This window comes from Bradyrhizobium diazoefficiens, from assembly GCF_016616885.1.
GTDB classification, from domain to species: Bacteria; Pseudomonadota; Alphaproteobacteria; order Rhizobiales; family Xanthobacteraceae; genus Bradyrhizobium; species Bradyrhizobium diazoefficiens_F.
The window spans coordinates 7572643-7588024 of the sequence record NZ_CP067102.1; the positions used below are offsets into that span (position 1 = coordinate 7572643).

At 62.8% G+C, this 15382-nt stretch carries 14 protein-coding genes; 8 read left to right on the forward strand and 6 right to left on the reverse strand.

Going from position 1 to position 15382, the window contains the following annotated elements; translation table 11 throughout:
- Positions 1-118: 118 nt before the first annotated feature.
- Positions 119-2140, forward strand: coding sequence for a YgiQ family radical SAM protein (locus JJC00_RS35330; protein WP_200470338.1), 2022 nt, complete (start codon positions 119-121; stop codon positions 2138-2140).
- 307 nt (positions 2141-2447) lie between these two features.
- Here the strand turns inward: JJC00_RS35330 and JJC00_RS35335 are convergent, their stop codons facing one another.
- Positions 2448-2951: a DinB family protein gene (locus JJC00_RS35335; RefSeq protein WP_200470339.1), complete on the reverse strand. Its 504-nt coding sequence runs from the start codon at positions 2949-2951 to the stop codon at positions 2448-2450.
- Positions 2952-3335: 384 nt separating this feature from the next.
- Between JJC00_RS35335 and JJC00_RS35340 the strand changes: the two genes are divergently transcribed.
- Both JJC00_RS35340 and JJC00_RS35345 read left to right on the forward strand, forming a co-directional pair.
- A complete protein-coding gene (locus tag JJC00_RS35340; RefSeq protein WP_200470340.1) occupies positions 3336-3794 on the forward strand; it encodes an Rrf2 family transcriptional regulator in 459 nt (152 codons plus the stop codon).
- 26 nt (positions 3795-3820) lie between these two features.
- The gene (locus JJC00_RS35345) at positions 3821-4504 is read left to right on the forward strand and encodes a class I SAM-dependent methyltransferase (protein ID WP_246774034.1); all 684 of its coding nucleotides are present in this window, start codon (positions 3821-3823) and stop codon (positions 4502-4504) included.
- A 51-nt stretch (positions 4505-4555) separates the two neighbouring features.
- Here the strand turns inward: JJC00_RS35345 and JJC00_RS35350 are convergent, their stop codons facing one another.
- The 3 genes from JJC00_RS35350 to JJC00_RS35360 are packed head-to-tail and all read right to left on the reverse strand — an operon-like array spanning position 4556 to position 8646.
- Positions 4556-4786, reverse strand: a complete 231-nt coding sequence (locus JJC00_RS35350; protein WP_200470342.1) for a hypothetical protein — start codon at positions 4784-4786, stop codon at positions 4556-4558.
- 7 nt (positions 4787-4793) lie between these two features.
- Positions 4794-8162 (reverse strand): adenylate/guanylate cyclase domain-containing protein, encoded by a 3369-nt coding sequence (locus JJC00_RS35355; protein ID WP_200470343.1) that lies wholly within the window; start codon positions 8160-8162, stop codon positions 4794-4796.
- A 43-nt stretch (positions 8163-8205) separates the two neighbouring features.
- Positions 8206-8646, reverse strand: a complete 441-nt coding sequence (locus JJC00_RS35360; protein WP_200470344.1) for a YybH family protein — start codon at positions 8644-8646, stop codon at positions 8206-8208.
- Positions 8647-9092: 446 nt separating this feature from the next.
- Here JJC00_RS35360 and JJC00_RS35365 point away from each other — a divergent pair, with 446 nt between their 5' ends.
- The 3 genes from JJC00_RS35365 (at position 9093) to JJC00_RS35375 (ending at position 12656) form a co-directional block, all read left to right on the forward strand.
- The gene (locus JJC00_RS35365) at positions 9093-10823 is read left to right on the forward strand and encodes a serine hydrolase (RefSeq protein ID WP_200470345.1); all 1731 of its coding nucleotides are present in this window, start codon (positions 9093-9095) and stop codon (positions 10821-10823) included.
- A 283-nt stretch (positions 10824-11106) separates the two neighbouring features.
- Positions 11107-12129: an LLM class flavin-dependent oxidoreductase gene (locus JJC00_RS35370; protein WP_200470346.1), complete on the forward strand. Its 1023-nt coding sequence runs from the start codon at positions 11107-11109 to the stop codon at positions 12127-12129.
- Between the two features lie 128 nt (positions 12130-12257).
- Positions 12258-12656, forward strand: coding sequence for a VOC family protein (locus JJC00_RS35375; RefSeq protein ID WP_200470347.1), 399 nt, complete (start codon positions 12258-12260; stop codon positions 12654-12656).
- Between the two features lie 95 nt (positions 12657-12751).
- On the opposite strand, the gene JJC00_RS35380 is transcribed toward JJC00_RS35375, so the two are convergent.
- Positions 12752-13012 carry a hypothetical protein gene (locus JJC00_RS35380; RefSeq protein WP_200474381.1) on the reverse strand — a complete coding sequence of 87 codons (261 nt, stop codon included), beginning with the start codon at positions 13010-13012 and terminating at the stop codon, positions 12752-12754.
- A gap of 42 nt (positions 13013-13054) precedes the next feature.
- Between JJC00_RS35380 and JJC00_RS35385 the strand changes: the two genes are divergently transcribed.
- On the forward strand, positions 13055-13336 hold the full coding sequence (locus JJC00_RS35385; protein ID WP_200470348.1) for a helix-turn-helix domain-containing protein: 282 nt from the start codon (positions 13055-13057) through the stop codon (positions 13334-13336).
- Positions 13337-13358: 22 nt separating this feature from the next.
- On the opposite strand, the gene JJC00_RS35390 is transcribed toward JJC00_RS35385, so the two are convergent.
- Positions 13359-13955: a TetR/AcrR family transcriptional regulator gene (locus JJC00_RS35390; RefSeq protein ID WP_200474340.1), complete on the reverse strand. Its 597-nt coding sequence runs from the start codon at positions 13953-13955 to the stop codon at positions 13359-13361.
- A gap of 102 nt (positions 13956-14057) precedes the next feature.
- On the opposite strand from JJC00_RS35390, the gene JJC00_RS35395 reads away from it, so the two are divergent.
- Positions 14058-15353: an MFS transporter gene (locus tag JJC00_RS35395; RefSeq protein ID WP_200470349.1), complete on the forward strand. Its 1296-nt coding sequence runs from the start codon at positions 14058-14060 to the stop codon at positions 15351-15353.
- Positions 15354-15382 lie beyond the last annotated feature (29 nt).

The window sequence follows — 15382 nt, forward strand, 5'->3', positions numbered from 1 at the left end:
TTCCTCACGCAGCAGGGATACGGCCTCGACGCCCGCCCGGCTTACCGCCTGCGGAACCCCAATCTTTCACGCGTCCGTCGGTTGTATTCGCAGGCCCGGAGCCCTATGCCTGTGCGCCATGGACATCCAAATCATCACCGCCGAAAAGCCCCTGATGGCCCAGGCGCGCCCGCGCAAGCCGGCGCCATTCCTCCCGATGAGCCGCGCCGAGATGGATGCGCTCGGCTGGGATGCCTGCGACATCGTGCTGGTGACGGGCGATGCCTATGTCGACCATCCGAGCTTTGGCATGGCGATCATCGGCCGGCTGCTGGAAGCGCAAGGCTTTCGCGTCGGCATTATCGCGCAGCCGGACTGGCAGTCGGCCGAGCCGTTCAAGGCACTCGGCAAGCCGAAGGTGTTCTTCGGCGTCACCGGCGGCAACATGGACTCCATGGTGAACCGCTACACCGCGGACCGCCGCATTCGCAGCGACGACGCCTATACCGCCGGCGGCGAAGGCGGCAAGCGGCCGGACCGCTGCACCATCGTCTATGCCCAGCGCTGCCGCGAGGCATTCAAGGACGTGCCGATCGTGCTCGGCGGCATCGAGGCCTCGCTGCGCCGGATCGCGCATTACGACTACTGGTCCGACAAGGTGCGCCGCTCGGTACTGGCCGACGCCAAGGCCGACCTGCTGCTCTACGGCAATGCCGAGCGCGCCGTCGTCGAAGTCGCGAACCGCCTTGCTGCCGGCGAAGCGCCGCGCGAGCTCGACGACATCAGAGGCGTCGCGCTGTTCCGCCGCGTGCCGGAGGACTATGCGGAGCTCCATGCCGACGACCTCGATTCCGCCGACGAGGGCGCAACGCGCCAGAAGGGCGCGACCGTGATCCGGCTGCCGGCGCTGGAGCAGGTCGAGCAGGACAAGGAAGCCTATGCGCGCGCCTCACGCGTGCTGCATCGTGAGAGCAATCCCGGCAACGCGCGGCCGCTGGTGCAGCGTCACGGCGATCGCGATCTCTGGCTCAACCCGCCGCCGATCCCGTTGACCAGCGAGGAGATGGACGCGGTCTACGACCTGCCTTACGCCCGCGCCCCGCATCCGTCCTACGGCGACGCCAAGATCCCCGCCTGGGACATGATCAAATTCTCGGTGACGATCATGCGCGGCTGCTTTGGCGGCTGCACCTTCTGCTCGATCACCGAGCACGAAGGCCGCATCATCCAGAACCGCTCGGAAGGCTCGATCCTGCGCGAGATCGAAAAGATCCGCGACAAGACGCCAGGCTTCACCGGCGTGATCTCCGACATCGGCGGCCCCACCGCCAACATGTACCGGATGGCGTGCAAGGACCCGAAGGTCGAGGCCGCGTGCCGCAGGCCGTCCTGCGTCTTCCCCGAGATCTGCCCGAACCTCAACACCTCGCATGACGACCTGATCCGGCTCTATCGCAAGGTGCGCGAGACCAAGGGCATCAAGAAGGTGATGGTCGCCTCGGGCGTGCGCTACGACCTCGCGGTCGAAAGCCCCGAATACATCAAGGAGCTCGTCACCCATCACGTCGGCGGCTATCTGAAGATCGCACCCGAACATACCGAGCGCGGCCCACTCGACAAGATGATGAAGCCGGGCATCGGCGCCTACGACAAGTTCAAGCGGATGTTCGATGCCGCGGCCGAACAGGCCGGCAAGAAATATTACCTGATCCCGTACTTCATCGCGGCGCATCCGGGCACGACCGACGAGGACATGATGAACCTCGCGCTCTGGCTCAAGAAGAACCGCTATCGCGCCGACCAGGTGCAGACCTTCCTGCCCTCGCCGATGGCGACCGCGACGGCGATGTACCACACCGGCGTCAATCCCTTGCGCGGCGTGCGCCGCGGCGGCAGCGACAAGGTCGAGGCGATCAAGGGCCTGCGCCAGCGCCGCCTGCACAAGGCCTTCCTGCGCTACCACGACCCCGACAATTGGCCGGTGCTGCGTGAGGCCTTGATCGAGATGGGCCGCCGCGACCTGATCGGCTCGCAGCCCCACCAGCTCGTGCCCGCACACCAGCCGCCCGGCACCGGCAAGGCCGCCGGCACCAAGCGTCCGCTGCGGCCCGGCGGCAAGACGCAGCGGTTCACGACCAAGGGGCTGCGGGTGATGAAGTAACGGGCGAACGCCGGATCTCTCCTGACACCTTCGCGCCTTCAAGACAAAAGTCGAAAACAACCCCATGCACAGTAGCCGGGGTTAGCGAAATCAAGAGCTTGAAGCGCGATGAGATGGGGATGAATCGGTATCGCGCATAAGCGTGTTGTCCTAGCGCGAAATTTCCGAAAAACCGCAAATCGCTTGACCCGTCGGGCAAAACAGGCGCAAGGTGGCATTGTCGCAGAACGTGGAGGGCCAACCGCAACCGGCCGCGTCTCAAGAGCGTTCTGTCACCGTAATGCAATGGGGCTGTCGTGCTTCTGAGTCACGGCAATTCCAGCATGTGAAGATCGGTCGGTTCTGGTTTCGCACCCGCTGCGGTCAGCATCGCGTGGATTTGACCTCGATGGTGTGTCTGGTGGTTGAAGAACTGCATGACGCAGAGCGTTTTTGGCTTCTCGATCCGAGTGGAGCCATCCCCTGGATACCAGACAAGTATGCCGCCAAGCTGCGCGTCTACCAATCCGGCGGACCACTCTTCGATTTGCTCGTTCCGTTGCAAACGGAGCGCCTTGAAGTCATCCCAATTCGACGGATGTGTGAGAGAGTGCTTGATGGTTTCCTCGGGGCGCTCATTCCCCTTTAATCGCTCCAGTATCAGGGCATCGGCCCAGTAAAGATGGTTGAAGGTCGCCGCGATCGATTTGAAGAAGGCACCTCGATCCTTCCAGCGTTCCTCGTTGGTGAGTCCATCGGCTGCAGCTACCAAAGAGGCATTCTGCCATGCGTTGTAACGGGACATGAGCCGGCAGTATCCGGGTGAGATCATTTCTCATCCTCCAGAGGTTATCGATGTTGGGCTGAAGCAGTGCCGGACGGATCAGTCTCGTCCTATGCAATCCGCGTCACGTCGCTAAAAGCCAGGCTGTCGCCTGAGTGACGGTATTTGCTGCACGCGGTAATCGATATACGCTTTCTGCCGCTCTCATACAACCATGCGTGAGCGGATCTTCGCATTCACTGTGATGGATGCTTGGTCAACGCCATTGCCAGCAGCTTGCCGAAGAGGTGCGCGCCGAGCGCCCGCGGGAGGACGTATTTTCCGAGCGCGGCGGGGATACAAGGACCAAGCTGCGCCGAAGGCAGCCCTCGATATCGTCGTCACCGCTCAAGCCGCTTGACTCGAATTCAATCATGCAACATATGAAGTTACATGAAACGAGATTCCCGACTATCCGGCGTGCTGCACGTCCTGCTGCACATGGCACAACAGCCTGGCCCGTTCACATCCGAGACTTTGGCGAAAGCGATGGACACCAATCCCGTGGTGATCCGGCGCATCATGGCGGGCCTGCGGGAGCTCGGTTACGTCCGCTCCGAGAAGGGACACGGCGGTGGCTGGCGGCTTGCCTGCGATCTTTCGAAGGTGACGCTGCGCGACGTCTACGCCGCGCTCGGAAGTCCCTCGTTGCTCGCCATGGGCAACCGGACGGAGGCGCCCGGCTGCCTGGTCGAGCAGGCCGTCAATGCCGCGCTTGATCAGGCCTTTCGCGACGCCGAGGCGCTGCTGCTGTCGCGTCTCGGCGAGGTGACGCTGGCGATGCTGGGCGACGATCTGCGCAAGCGGCTGGGATCCCGCAAGATCCGCGACATCAGTGCACATCACGCATGACTGGCTTCTTTCAGCAAGGCAACATCATGACCGACATTCAAGCCATGTTCTCCGATCCGCAAGCCGTGGCGAAATACACGGAAGGGCCGCCCCGCTTCGTTCCCGGCTACAATGCCATGCTGTCCATGGCCGCGATCCTCCTGGCCGAGCGTGCGCCCCGGAACGCGAAGGTGCTCGTCCTCGGGGCGGGCGGCGGCCTGGAGCTGAAGGCGTTTGCAGAAGCGCATCAGGGCTGGAGCTTCGATGGCGTGGACCCATCCGCGGCAATGCTGGGGCTCGCCAGGAAAACCCTCGGATCGTCCGCGCCCCGCGCGCGTCTTCATCAAGGCTACATCGACGATGCGCCGGAAGGACCGTTCGACGGCGCCACCTGCCTGTTGACCCTGCACTTCGTCGATGCCGCGGAACGGCGTCGCATCGCCTCGGAAATCCGGCGCCGCCTGAAGCCGCGCGCCGCCTTCGTGGTCGCCCATTTGAGCGCGCCAAATGGCGAAGACGAGCGCCCGTTATGGCTGTCGCGGTACTCCGCATTCCTGGCCGCGTCCGGCGTCGAGCCCGACAAGGCGGCTGCCGCACGGGACGCCGTCACCAACCATCTGGAGATTCTCGCTCCTGCGCAGGATGAAGCGATCTTGCGCGAGGCTGGCTTCTCCGATCCAACGCTATTCTATACCGGCTTCACCTTCCGCGGCTGGGTTGCCTACGCCTGAAGCGTCATGGCTTCATCAACACGGCCAGGCACCAGTGCGGCGTCAGAGGCGCTAGGGCGTGCACTGATGAAGCGGGTAGTCCGCGAAGCAGGCCGCGTCCGTTCTGCCTTTGAAACCGGACAGAGCCAATTCGGCTTTGCGAGTCAGCAATGGGCCAGATGCAGACTCACGCGCCGCAGCATTGCAATGCCTTGTGATCACGTCGTCTGCGCGGCCGAGCAGCGGATGCGGGACCGTGATCTCCATGGCCTTTGCCTTCTTCAGGTTGACATGCTGGCCCAAAGCGCCCTCATCGAGCCAATTCGTCGAGCAAGGCCTTGGCCTGCTTCAGGTCGGGCGTATCAAAGCCTTCGGTGAACCAGTCATAGACCGGTGCGAGCAGAGCGCGGGCCTCAGGGTGCTTGCCCTGATCGCGCCAGAGTTGAGTGAGACTGATCGCGGCCCGCAGCTCGAATGACTTGGCGCTCTGGCCCTGTGCAACGTGGAGCGCGGTTTGCAAATAGGCCTCGACCTCATCCGGTGAAGCACCACGAATGCGCTGCAATTCGCCACCGAGGCATGCAAGTTCTGCCTCCCACATGTGCTCATCATTGCGTGCAGCGAGGTCCTTTGCTTCAGCGAGGGCAACGAGACCCTTGTCGCCGTCACCCAGTTGCAGGTACGTCGCCGCCAGCATGCACAAGTACCGAACCTCGTACCAACTGGCTCCGAGCCGGTTCCGCTCGTTCAGACTCTGGCGCATGAGCGTCAAGCCACTCTCCACGTTGCCTTCCCGTGCCATGGCCCAGCCCCGCAGGATGAGTCCGCTCAACCGCCAGTAGTTCAAGCTGTGTTGATCGGCGAGGTCGATGATAGCGTCCGCGTGTGCACGCGCAGCCGCCACATCCCCCATCAGCTCCGCAGGCGCCGCCCCGCCATAGACCGCCACGTGGGCGGTAAGGTTCGTCTGGTTCAACTCCACAGCGTACTCAAACGCCGTGCGGCTCGCCCTCTGCGCCTGCTCGGGGTAGCCAAGGATCCAAAGCACAATCGCCAAGTAGGGTAACGCAGAAGCCTTCGGGTCATGGACATAGTACACAGGCGGCGGCCGATGCGCCTTCGGCTCATAGCGACTCAGGATCGTCTCGAACTCGGAGCGGGCCTTACGAAAGTCACCGGCGTGCATGGCCGTGAGAGCCGCCAAACGATGCGCCGCCAATTCCAGTGTCATGTCCCCGGTGCGCTCGGCGGCGCTACGCGCCTCGACCGCCAGGCTCTGCATGGCGCCGTAGTCGCCTCTTACAAAATGGAAACTGAACTTGCCGCTGAGCGTGGCGAACAAGGCATCCGCGTCGTCAAGTTCCTTGCAGAGCGCGTAAGCCCTGTCGAACGCAGTGCCGAGCTGCGGAGCCGTGTATCCGTGAATGGCGATCAGCGGACCCCCGATTGCCGTCTGCAGCGCGAGTTCCTGGCGATCCCGCTCCGGCCCTTCTCGACAGGACTTGAGCGCCTCTAGCCCGCTTGTGAGATGAGTGATCGCTTCGAGATTGGCGGAACGCCCCGCGGCGTTCCGGCCGGCCCGTAGCCAATAGCCGACGGCCCTGTCCGCCAGCCCAGCCTCGGTGAGATGCGAAGCAATCGTCTCCGGCTCCGCCTCCGCACGGGCTGGATGAAGCTCTTCGAGAGCAGCGGCGATACGAGCATGGATCTGCTGCCGCTTGCTCCTCAAGAGGCTCTCGTGCGCGATGTCCTGTACCAGCGCATGTTTGAAGCTGTACCCAATATCCGGCGGAATTCCATGCCGGAATATGAGCTCCGCCTCCAACAGTTCATTGAGAGCAAGCTGGAGGGCATCCTCATCGAGCGGAGCTACTGCTTTCAGAAGGTCGCGTCCGAACTCTCGCCCAATGCAGGCTGCGATCTGGGCGACTTCCTTCACAGGTGCCAACCGGTCCAGACGAGCCATCAGCGAGTCCTTGAGCGTTGTCGGGATCGCCAGCGGCGGTAACGGACCTATCAGTTCATAGCAGTTGCCCCGCTCTCTAAGGAGCCCGGATTCGAGGACGGTCTTAGTCAGTTCCTCGACGAACAACGGCACGCCATCCGTCTTGGCCAAAATCTGCTCAAGCACCTCCTGTGGAAGCAATCTGCCGCCGGTTATCCGGTCGACCACGGCCGCGCCTTGCCTGCGTCCCAGCCGGCTCAAAAAGAGTGCTGTCACGTGTCCATGTCCCGTCCAGCGCGGAACGAATTCCGGTCGGAAGGTAATAATCATGAGGACCGGGAGCCGCTGCACCTCGTCAACAGCCCGGTCGAGGAGTTCGAGCATGGTGGGGTCGGCCCAGTGGACATCCTCGTAAATGGCAAGCAGAGGCCGTCTTGCCGCCAGGCCTCGTACCTGCTCCAAAAGAGCCTGAAACGTTCGCTCCTTCTTCTGGTGTGGACCGAGCTTCAGTGGCGGGTAGCGCTCGCCTGTCGGGATTGCCAACAGGTCCGCGAGAACGGGTGCGCTCTCATGCGCGTCGTCCGTCGCAAGAGCGAGCATTGCCTCGAGCTTATCGAGCTGCTCTTCGGGAAGGTCCTCCCGCCGAATTCCCGCTGCTCGTTCAAGGAGCCCAATGACAGGGTATAGGGCGCTGTTGGTATGGAATGGCGAACAGAAATGGCTCAGGGGTGTGTGCGGAACGCCCGCGAGCCGGTCGCGCAGGGCCCGCAGGAGGCGGGATTTGCCGATGCCTGGTTCGCCGCCAAGCAGGACGATCTGTCCCTCTCGCTCTTTCGCCCGCTCCCAGCGATCCAAGAGAAGTGCGAGTTCCTGGTCGCGCCCGACCAGCGCAGTTGTCGACACCCCGTGCTGTGCGTCGAATCGACTCTCCGCCGCACTCTCACCGATCACCAGCCAGGCTTGCACTGGGCCAGGGAAACCTTTTAGAGGCACTGTGCCGAGGTCATGGTACATGAAGGCTTCGCCAATTAGATGGCGCGTTGACTCGGCGATCACGACGCTGCCTGGCTCGGCGAGCCCTTGCAATCGCGCGGCCAGGTTCGGGGTCTCACCGATGACCGCACGCTCGCGGGCCTCGCCTTCGCCAATCAGTTCGCCGACGACCACCAGGCCGGTTGCGATGCCGACGCGAGCGGCAAGCGCTGCACCAGCGGGCTCGGCAAGGGCCGCGACCGCCTTAGTCACCCGCATGCCGGCGCGAACGGCACGCTCCGCCTCGTCTTCATGGGCCCGCGGCCAGCCGAAGTACGCGAGCACGCCGTCGCCCAGGAATTTGGCTATATGGCCTTCGAACCGGGTGATCTCGCCTGCCACGGTGTTCTGGTAGGCCTGCATGAGGTCTCGCACTTCCTCAGGGTCGCGCCCCGAGGCGAGCGCGGTCGAGCCGACCAGATCGACAAACATGACGGTGAGTTGCCGACGGTCAGCATCCGACGGGAGTGCTACCTTCCGCTCTATAGCCGACGCGCGAGCCTCAACAGGGACGGGAGCATGCGATGAACCGTGTGCGTAAATCGCTTTCAGCACCGTCTTACGCGGGCCGAGTGGCAAGCCAAGTTCCCGCAGGTCGCCGTCGGTCAGCTCTGACAGGATCTCGGGCGTGACTTCGGCATCCTGGAAGGCCTGTGTGTAGCGTTCCAGCCCAAGGCCACGAAGCCATTCCGCGATATCCACGCGAAGTCTCCTCGCGAGGCGTCAGGCGGCACATACGGCCAGCTCAGTTGAAGGTATGCAACCTCAGCTTCAGCGAACCGTCCGCCTGACGCTCGAACACGTGGGTGGCGATGCCAGAGAAGTTCGCGGGCTTGCCATCCTTGTCCTTGCCTTTGGCGCTCCAGTTTGCCGTGCCATAGACGACCTTGTCATCGCCACCCGCGTCGATCAGCTCGAGTTTGTGGTCCGTTACGCCGTTGGCGTAGAACCCGGCGAAAAACTTCTCGATCGCCGCCGGACCCGACGCCACCTCGTGGGTTGGCGGTAACACCTTCGCGTTCGGCAAATATAAGGCGACAACGGCCTTCGCGTCGCCCTTGTTGTACGTCGCATCAAATGTTGCGTAAGCCGCCGAGACATCGTGCTGGGGATCACCGGCGAGGGACCTTACCGGCGCGACTGTGAGCAAACAAAGAGCGAATGCCGCTGCATAAATCGAGCGCATGAATCCTCCCTTTTAGATTTGCTTTTGTAAGGGTGTGAAATTTACCACCACGGTGGTGCACCGTAAAGGGCGGGCTCAATTGGGCATCGGATCGACGCTCTGCAAGGTCGCGGGCGCGACCTTTCTATCTGGGGTTTCGTTCGGATCGACAAGCACCGATAGCGATTGTTCCCAATGACATGGGACTGCAAAGCGCCCGCCGCTATTGGCACCTCGCGTCGGGCGGCGAGTGGGAAATGTTACTCGATCCAGCTCGGCATTTTTCAGGTTCGATGTTGCAATGGATCATATGTGTCGATCTGGCCGCGTCTGCGTATGTCCGGTCGGGCCTCGGCTGCTGACGTGCAGGATGCCGCCGCGATCTTTGCATTCGGGCAATTCCGAGATACGGCGCTTGCGATTTGCGGTCATTGGTGCAACCTTAACGGGTCGATTGGGGAGGCTCGATGCTGGCCAGGATTGCGGCGGTCGCTGTTGCAGTGCTTTGTCTTTTGGTACCTCGTGCCGGTGGCGCCCAGACGGAGGCCAAGACCTCCGCTGCACCCGAAGAAGTTATGGCGCACGCCGTCGATCAGCTATTTGCTCATTGGGCTGGGCCGGCCTCACCCGGCGCTTCCATTGCCGTCATTCAGAACGGTAAGATTATCTACAGCCACGGCTATGGCGCGGCCAATCTTGAGTATGGGGTGCCTAATACGCCGGCGACCGTATTCCACCTGGCTTCGGTCTCCAAACAGTTTACCGCCTTCGCGATCTATCTCCTCGCTCACGACGGAAAATTGTCTCTGGATGACGACGTTCGCAAGTATGTTCCGAAGTTGCACGACTTCGGCAAGTTGATAACGATCCGCCAGCTGCTTCATCACACCAGCGGTGTTCGAGACCAGTGGAATCTTCTGGCGCTCGCAGGATGGCGGCTCGACGACGAAATCACGGACGATGATGTCGCGCGCCTGCTGTTTCAACAGACCGAGTTGAACTTCGCGCCGGGCGATCAATTCCTCTATAGCAACAGCGGCTACACGCTGCTCGCGATGGTCGTGAAACAAGTGTCCGGCAAAACGCTGCCGGAGTTCGCGAAGGAGCGCATCTTCGACCCTCTGGGGATGTCTCACACGCACTTCCAGGACAAATACGGCGTCGTCGCCAACGACCGGGCCTATTCCTACGGGCGACAGCCGGACGGCAAATACCAATATATTGCGCTGACCTATTCGACAGTCGGGCCTTCAAGCCTGTTTTCAACGGTCGGCGACCTGGCGCGTTGGGATGAGAACTTCTACACCGGTGAAGTCGGTGGGCTGCCGCTACTCGCCGAGATGCAGCAGAAGGGTAAGCTCAACGACGGCAAGGACATCAACTACGCGTCTGGCCTGTTCATCGGAAAGTATCGCGGGCTCAGGACGGTTGAGCATGCCGGCGGCGATGCCGCATACCGGACCAACATCCTCAGATTTCCAGACCAGCATTTCTCGGTCGTGGTACTGGCAAACGCGGGAGACATGAATCCAGCAGCGCTCTCATTCAGGATCGCCGACACCTATCTCAAGGAGCTGCTCAAGCCTGCGCCTGACAAGCCAGCCCTTGACGACAAGCCGGAAGTCACGGTCGACCCCAGGATTCTCGATGCCTACGTTGGCGACTATGAACTCAGACCGGGGTTCGTCATTTCCATCAGCAAGGACAATGACCATCTCGTCACGCGCGCGACCGGCCAGCCATCGTTTCCAATGTATGCGGTCTCCAACACCGCTTTCCGCCTGAGGGTGGTTCCCGCCGAAGTCGTCTTCGAGGACGTCGCGCAAGGCGGAACGGCTCAGAACGCGGTTCTGCACCAGAACGGCGCCAATCTTCCTCTGAAGCGGATCAACATCGTCAAGCCGGCGGCGGACCGGCTCAAGGCGTACGAGGGCCATTACTATAGCGCAGAACTCGGCGTCATCTATGACGTATTCGTTCGCGAGAACGGACTGATGGTGCACTATCCGCGGGGAGAGCTCGATCTGCAGCCTGTCGGGACTGATGCGTTCACGACGGGCTTTCCGATCGGAAATCTGAAGTTCGCGTGCGCGAACGATGGCAAGTGCAATGCACTGTCGATCGATGATGGCCGCGTCAAGCAGCTGCGATTCGACAGGATCTCGCTCGATCCGATCGGCTCGAAATCGTTGCAATGATCAGATATGCGCTGCCTGGAATGCAGGCGGGAAACGAGCGCTTGGACCGACATTGGAGATTTGCCCGCAGGGCAGCAATGTCAGCCAGTTCGCGCGTCAGCAATGAATGCCGGATCGAGACCGTACGGATCCCGCGATCCTTGCTGCTGTCGATCTGCCACAAGGCCGAGGACCGGCTGGGCGTGGTTCTCGACGGTCAAGCTCCGATCGGTTCGGCGTCACTCCATCGGACATGCGCGGTGAGGGTCTCGCAAACCAGACCGATCATAACTAGATCGCCGTCATGAAAAAGATCGGATTCCTGTCCTTCGGACACTGGACACCCTCGCCGCAATCGCAGACCTGCTCGGCGGCAGACACGCTGCTGCAATCGATCGAGCTTGCTGTGGCGGCGGAACAGCTCGGATTGGACGGCGCCTATTTCCGCGTGCATCATTTCGCGCGCCAGCTCGCCTCACCCTTCCCGCTGCTCGCCGCGGTCGGCGCCAGGACCAGCACAATCGAGATCGGCACGGCCGTGATCGACATGCGCTACGAGAACCCGCTTTACATGGCGGAGGATGCGGGTTCTGCCGATCTCATCGCCGGCGGACGGCTGCAGCTCGGCATCAGCCGCGGCTCGCCAGAGCAGGTGATCGATGGCTGGCGCTATTTTGGTTATCGGCCGGCCGAGGGCCAGAGTGACGCCGAGATGGGCCGGCGCCACGCGGAAGTCTTCCTCGACCTCCTGCGGGGCGAGGGTTTTGCCGAGCCCAATCCGCAGCCGATGTTCCCCAACCCGCCCGGCCTATTGCGCCTGGAGCCGCACGCCGCGGGCCTGCGCGAACGCATCTGGTGGGGCGCCGGCTCGAACGCAACCGCAGTATGGGCGGCAAAGCTCGGCATGAATTTGCAGAGCTCGACGCTGAAGAGCGACGAGACCGGCGAAGCCTTTCACGTGCAGCAGGCCGCCCAGATCCGTAGCTTTCGCGCGGCGTGGAAGGAAGCCGGCCATACCCGCGAACCTCGCGTCTCCGTCAGCCGCAGCATCTTTGCGCTGATCGACGACCGCGACCGCGCCTATTTCGGCGGCGAGCGCGGAGGCGAGGACCAGATCGGCTTCATCGACCCGCGCACGCGCGCCATCTTCGGCCGCTCCTATGCCGCCGAGCCGGATGCATTGATCGAGCAGTTGCGGCAGGACGAGGCGATCGCCGAGGCCGATACGTTGCTGCTGACGATCCCCAACCAGCTCGGGGTGGACTATTGCGCGCATGCGATCGAGGCGATCTTGAAGCACGTGGCCCCGGCGCTGGGGTGGCGGTAACGCTGCAAGCCGATCATCAATGAAGGGGCGGCGCTAGGGCGCTACCTCTAGCGATCGCGCGGATGGCCGATGTCGTGCTATCCTCGTCTTCCTGACGGCGAGCTTGCCGCCATTCGCCGGATTGCGCGATGAATCAGCATCTGTCCCTCGTCAGTCTCGTGGTCGCGGACTATGACGAAGCGATCGCCTTCTTCACGGGCGCTCTGAATTTTGAGCTTTGCGAGGACACGCCGCTCGGCGGCGGCAAGCGCTGGGTGGTCGTGCGACCGCCGGGCAGTTCAGGCTGCGGCCTGCTGCTCGCGAAGGCGGACGGCCCGGTTCAAGCGGCACGCATCGGCGACCAGACCGGAGGACGCGTCTTCCTGTTCCTGGAGACGGATAATTTCGAGCGCGATCATGCGCGCATGATCGCCGCCGGCGTCCGTTTCGTTCGGCCGCCACGGCAGGAGGCCTATGGCGTCGTGGCGGTGTTCGAGGATCTCTGTGGCAACCGCTGGGACTTGATCCAGTCGATCAAGCGCAGTTGACGCACGCGCGGCCGCGGGAGAGGGCTATCGCATATGGCATCTTGCACGACCTGAGCGCACGCCTCGCCCTTCGAGACGACCGCTTCGCGGTCTCCTCAGGATGAGGCTAAGGAGCATCGGTGCGCGTCAAATCCACGGCCGCGCACTCGATCCTCATCCTGAGGGCCCGCCAAAGGCGGGCGTCTCGAAGGATGACCACAGGGGAACCGGTCCCAGATGCGATTGCCCTGGATCTGCTGATGCAGCGCCACGGCCGTGGGCACCGTCGGCACCGTGGCGAAATTGACCGTGCCGGTATGCACCCGCGAGCGGATGTCGGTCTCCGCAAAATCCTTGTCGCCGAGCGCCTCCTGCATATATCTCAAAATTGAGATATTCGCTATTGGAAAGGAAATGACATGACAATCCCGTTCGAGAAGCTCAAGGCTCGCCTTCTGACCAATCCGAAGGTGAAGACCGAATACGATGCGCTCACTCCAGAATTCGAGATCGCCGCGGAATTGCTCAGGGCTCGCGTGAGAGCTGGCTTCTCACAGTCCGAGCTGGCCGACCGCATGGGCACCAGCCAATCCACGATCGCCCGACTTGAGAGCGGACAGACACTGCCGAGCACAAAGACACTTTTGCGCTATGCCGAGGCGACCGGCAGCAAATTCCGCGTGCGGCTATCGGCGGCCTGACGCAGCATTTCACGCGATGCCCTCACCCCGCCTTCACGCTCGCATCGATCAGCAGCTTCGCCGCGGCGAGCGCCGACTGCGCCGGGCCGTCTTCGGACTGCTGGCCGGTGACGTAGATGCCTTCGATCAGCAGCAGCAGGGCGTCGCCGAGCACATTCGGCTGACGCGCGCCCATGGCGGCTGCGAGTTCGCGCAGGCGCTTGCGGAAGACCTTCTTGTGCGCTTCGGCAACTTGCCGCGCAGGATTGTCGCGTGACGGATATTCCACCGCGGCGTTGCTGAGACCGCAGCCGCGATAGCCCTTGGCGACGGCGCGCGGTGCGAGCTGGCTGATATAGGCAAGCACGTGATCGCGTGCATTGCCGTAGGTCTTGCCGCCGGGGCGTTCGAAACTTTCCCAGAAGCTCAGATCGTAGTCGCGCAAATAGGCGGCGGCGAGATCGTCCTTGGAGGCAAAGCTGCGATAGAGGCTGGGTTTTGTCACGCCGGCGCGATCCACCACCTCGTCAACGCCGACGGCACGGATGCCCTCGCGGTAGAACAGCTCGCTGGCGGATGCACGAATCCGGTCGGCGGCCCGAAGGGGCGCGTCTGCGGGTTTTTCTGCTTTTTTCGGCATCTGGCTTCGTTCGATCTTCGGCGTGGATTTGGGTTTTTGGCTTGACAATGTTACTAACCGGTACGTATTACTGCCGCATCGCAATACGTACCGGTAAGTAACATGCCCCCAGCTTCGGTTCAATCCTCCTCCGTCTCCCGGCGGCCGTTCGGCCCGAACTACGCCTTCGTGGTCGTTGCCGTGATCTTCCTGGCGCTGCTGGCCTCGGCCGGCCTGCGCGCGACGCCGGGCGTGCTGATGCTGCCCCTGCAAAAAGCCTTCGGCTGGGACGTCGGCGTGATCTCGTCGTCAGCGGCCGTCGGCATCTTCCTTTATGGCCTCGCAGGTCCCTTCGCCGCCGCCGTGATGCAGCGCTTCGGCATCCGCCGCACGGTGCTGGGCGCGCTGGCGCTGATGTCGGTCTCGACGGCTATGAGCTATTTCATGACCGCGCCGTGGCAATTGTTCATGAGCTGGGGGCTGCTGTCCGGCATCGGCTCGGGTGCAGTCGCCAACGTGCTCGGCGCCACCATTGTCAACCGCTGGTTCAGCACCAATCGCGGCCTCGTCATGGGACTTTTGACCGCGAGCACGGCTACCGGCACGCTCATCTTCATGCCGGGCCTCGCATCGCTGGTCGAATGGGGCGGCTGGAAGCCGGTGGTGCTGACGGTCGCCGCGTGCTGCGCGGCGCTGATTCCGCTGGTGTATTTTCTGGTCCCGGAGCGGCCGGCGTCGATCGGCCTGCGCTCCTACGGCAGTCCGCATGAGGATCAGCCCGCGGCGCCCGCGCAGGGCAATCCGTTCATAGCGGCGATCCGCAACCTCGTCCGCGCGGCGAAGACACAGACCTTCTGGTTCCTGTTCGCGACCTTTTTCATCTGTGGCTTCACCACCAACGGCCTGGTCGGCACCCATCTGATCGCGTTCTGCGGCGACCACGGCATCTTCGAGGTGCAGGCCGCAAGCCTGCTGGCGCTGATGGGGTTCTTCGACCTGTTCGGCACCACGCTGTCGGGCTGGCTCACCGACCGCTTCGATCCGCGCAAGCTGTTGTTCTTCTATTACGGCCTGCGTGGGCTGTCGCTGATCTACCTGCCCTACTCGGATTTCTCCTTTGTCAGCCTCTCGGTCTTCGCGGTGTTCTACGGTCTCGACTGGATCGCGACCGTGCCGCCGACCGTGCGCATCGCCAATGAAGCTTTCGGCGACAAGAACGCGCCGCTGATCTTCGGCTGGGTGGTCGCGGGCCATCAATTGGGGGCAGCATGCGCCGCCTTCTTCGCCGGCTTCATGCGCTCGTCGCAGGGCGATTACCTGCAAGCCTTCATGATCGCCGGCGCGACCGGCATCGTCGCGGCCGTACTCTCCTTGATGATCGGCCGGCGGCCGGTGCGGCCTGCGCTCGCTGCGGCGTGAGGACGGCGCGCCGGCAAGGCGATCAAAAT

What these genes read in the sequence shown, in the direction of transcription:
- JJC00_RS35330 (WP_200470338.1), top strand. Translation starts at nt 119, where the DNA reads ATGGACATCCAAATCATCACCGCCGAAAAGCCCCTGATGGCCCAGGCG.
- JJC00_RS35335 (WP_200470339.1), bottom strand. Translation starts at nt 2,951, where the DNA reads ATGATCTCACCCGGATACTGCCGGCTCATGTCCCGTTACAACGCATGG.
- JJC00_RS35340 (WP_200470340.1), top strand. Translation starts at nt 3,336, where the DNA reads ATGAAACGAGATTCCCGACTATCCGGCGTGCTGCACGTCCTGCTGCAC.
- JJC00_RS35345 (WP_246774034.1), top strand. Translation starts at nt 3,821, where the DNA reads ATGACCGACATTCAAGCCATGTTCTCCGATCCGCAAGCCGTGGCGAAA.
- JJC00_RS35360 (WP_200470344.1), bottom strand. Translation starts at nt 8,646, where the DNA reads ATGCGCTCGATTTATGCAGCGGCATTCGCTCTTTGTTTGCTCACAGTC.
- JJC00_RS35365 (WP_200470345.1), top strand. Translation starts at nt 9,093, where the DNA reads ATGCTGGCCAGGATTGCGGCGGTCGCTGTTGCAGTGCTTTGTCTTTTG.
- JJC00_RS35370 (WP_200470346.1), top strand. Translation starts at nt 11,107, where the DNA reads ATGAAAAAGATCGGATTCCTGTCCTTCGGACACTGGACACCCTCGCCG.
- JJC00_RS35375 (WP_200470347.1), top strand. Translation starts at nt 12,258, where the DNA reads ATGAATCAGCATCTGTCCCTCGTCAGTCTCGTGGTCGCGGACTATGAC.
- JJC00_RS35380 (WP_200474381.1), bottom strand. Translation starts at nt 13,012, where the DNA reads ATGCAGGAGGCGCTCGGCGACAAGGATTTTGCGGAGACCGACATCCGC.
- JJC00_RS35385 (WP_200470348.1), top strand. Translation starts at nt 13,055, where the DNA reads ATGACAATCCCGTTCGAGAAGCTCAAGGCTCGCCTTCTGACCAATCCG.
- JJC00_RS35390 (WP_200474340.1), bottom strand. Translation starts at nt 13,955, where the DNA reads ATGCCGAAAAAAGCAGAAAAACCCGCAGACGCGCCCCTTCGGGCCGCC.
- JJC00_RS35395 (WP_200470349.1), top strand. Translation starts at nt 14,058, where the DNA reads ATGCCCCCAGCTTCGGTTCAATCCTCCTCCGTCTCCCGGCGGCCGTTC.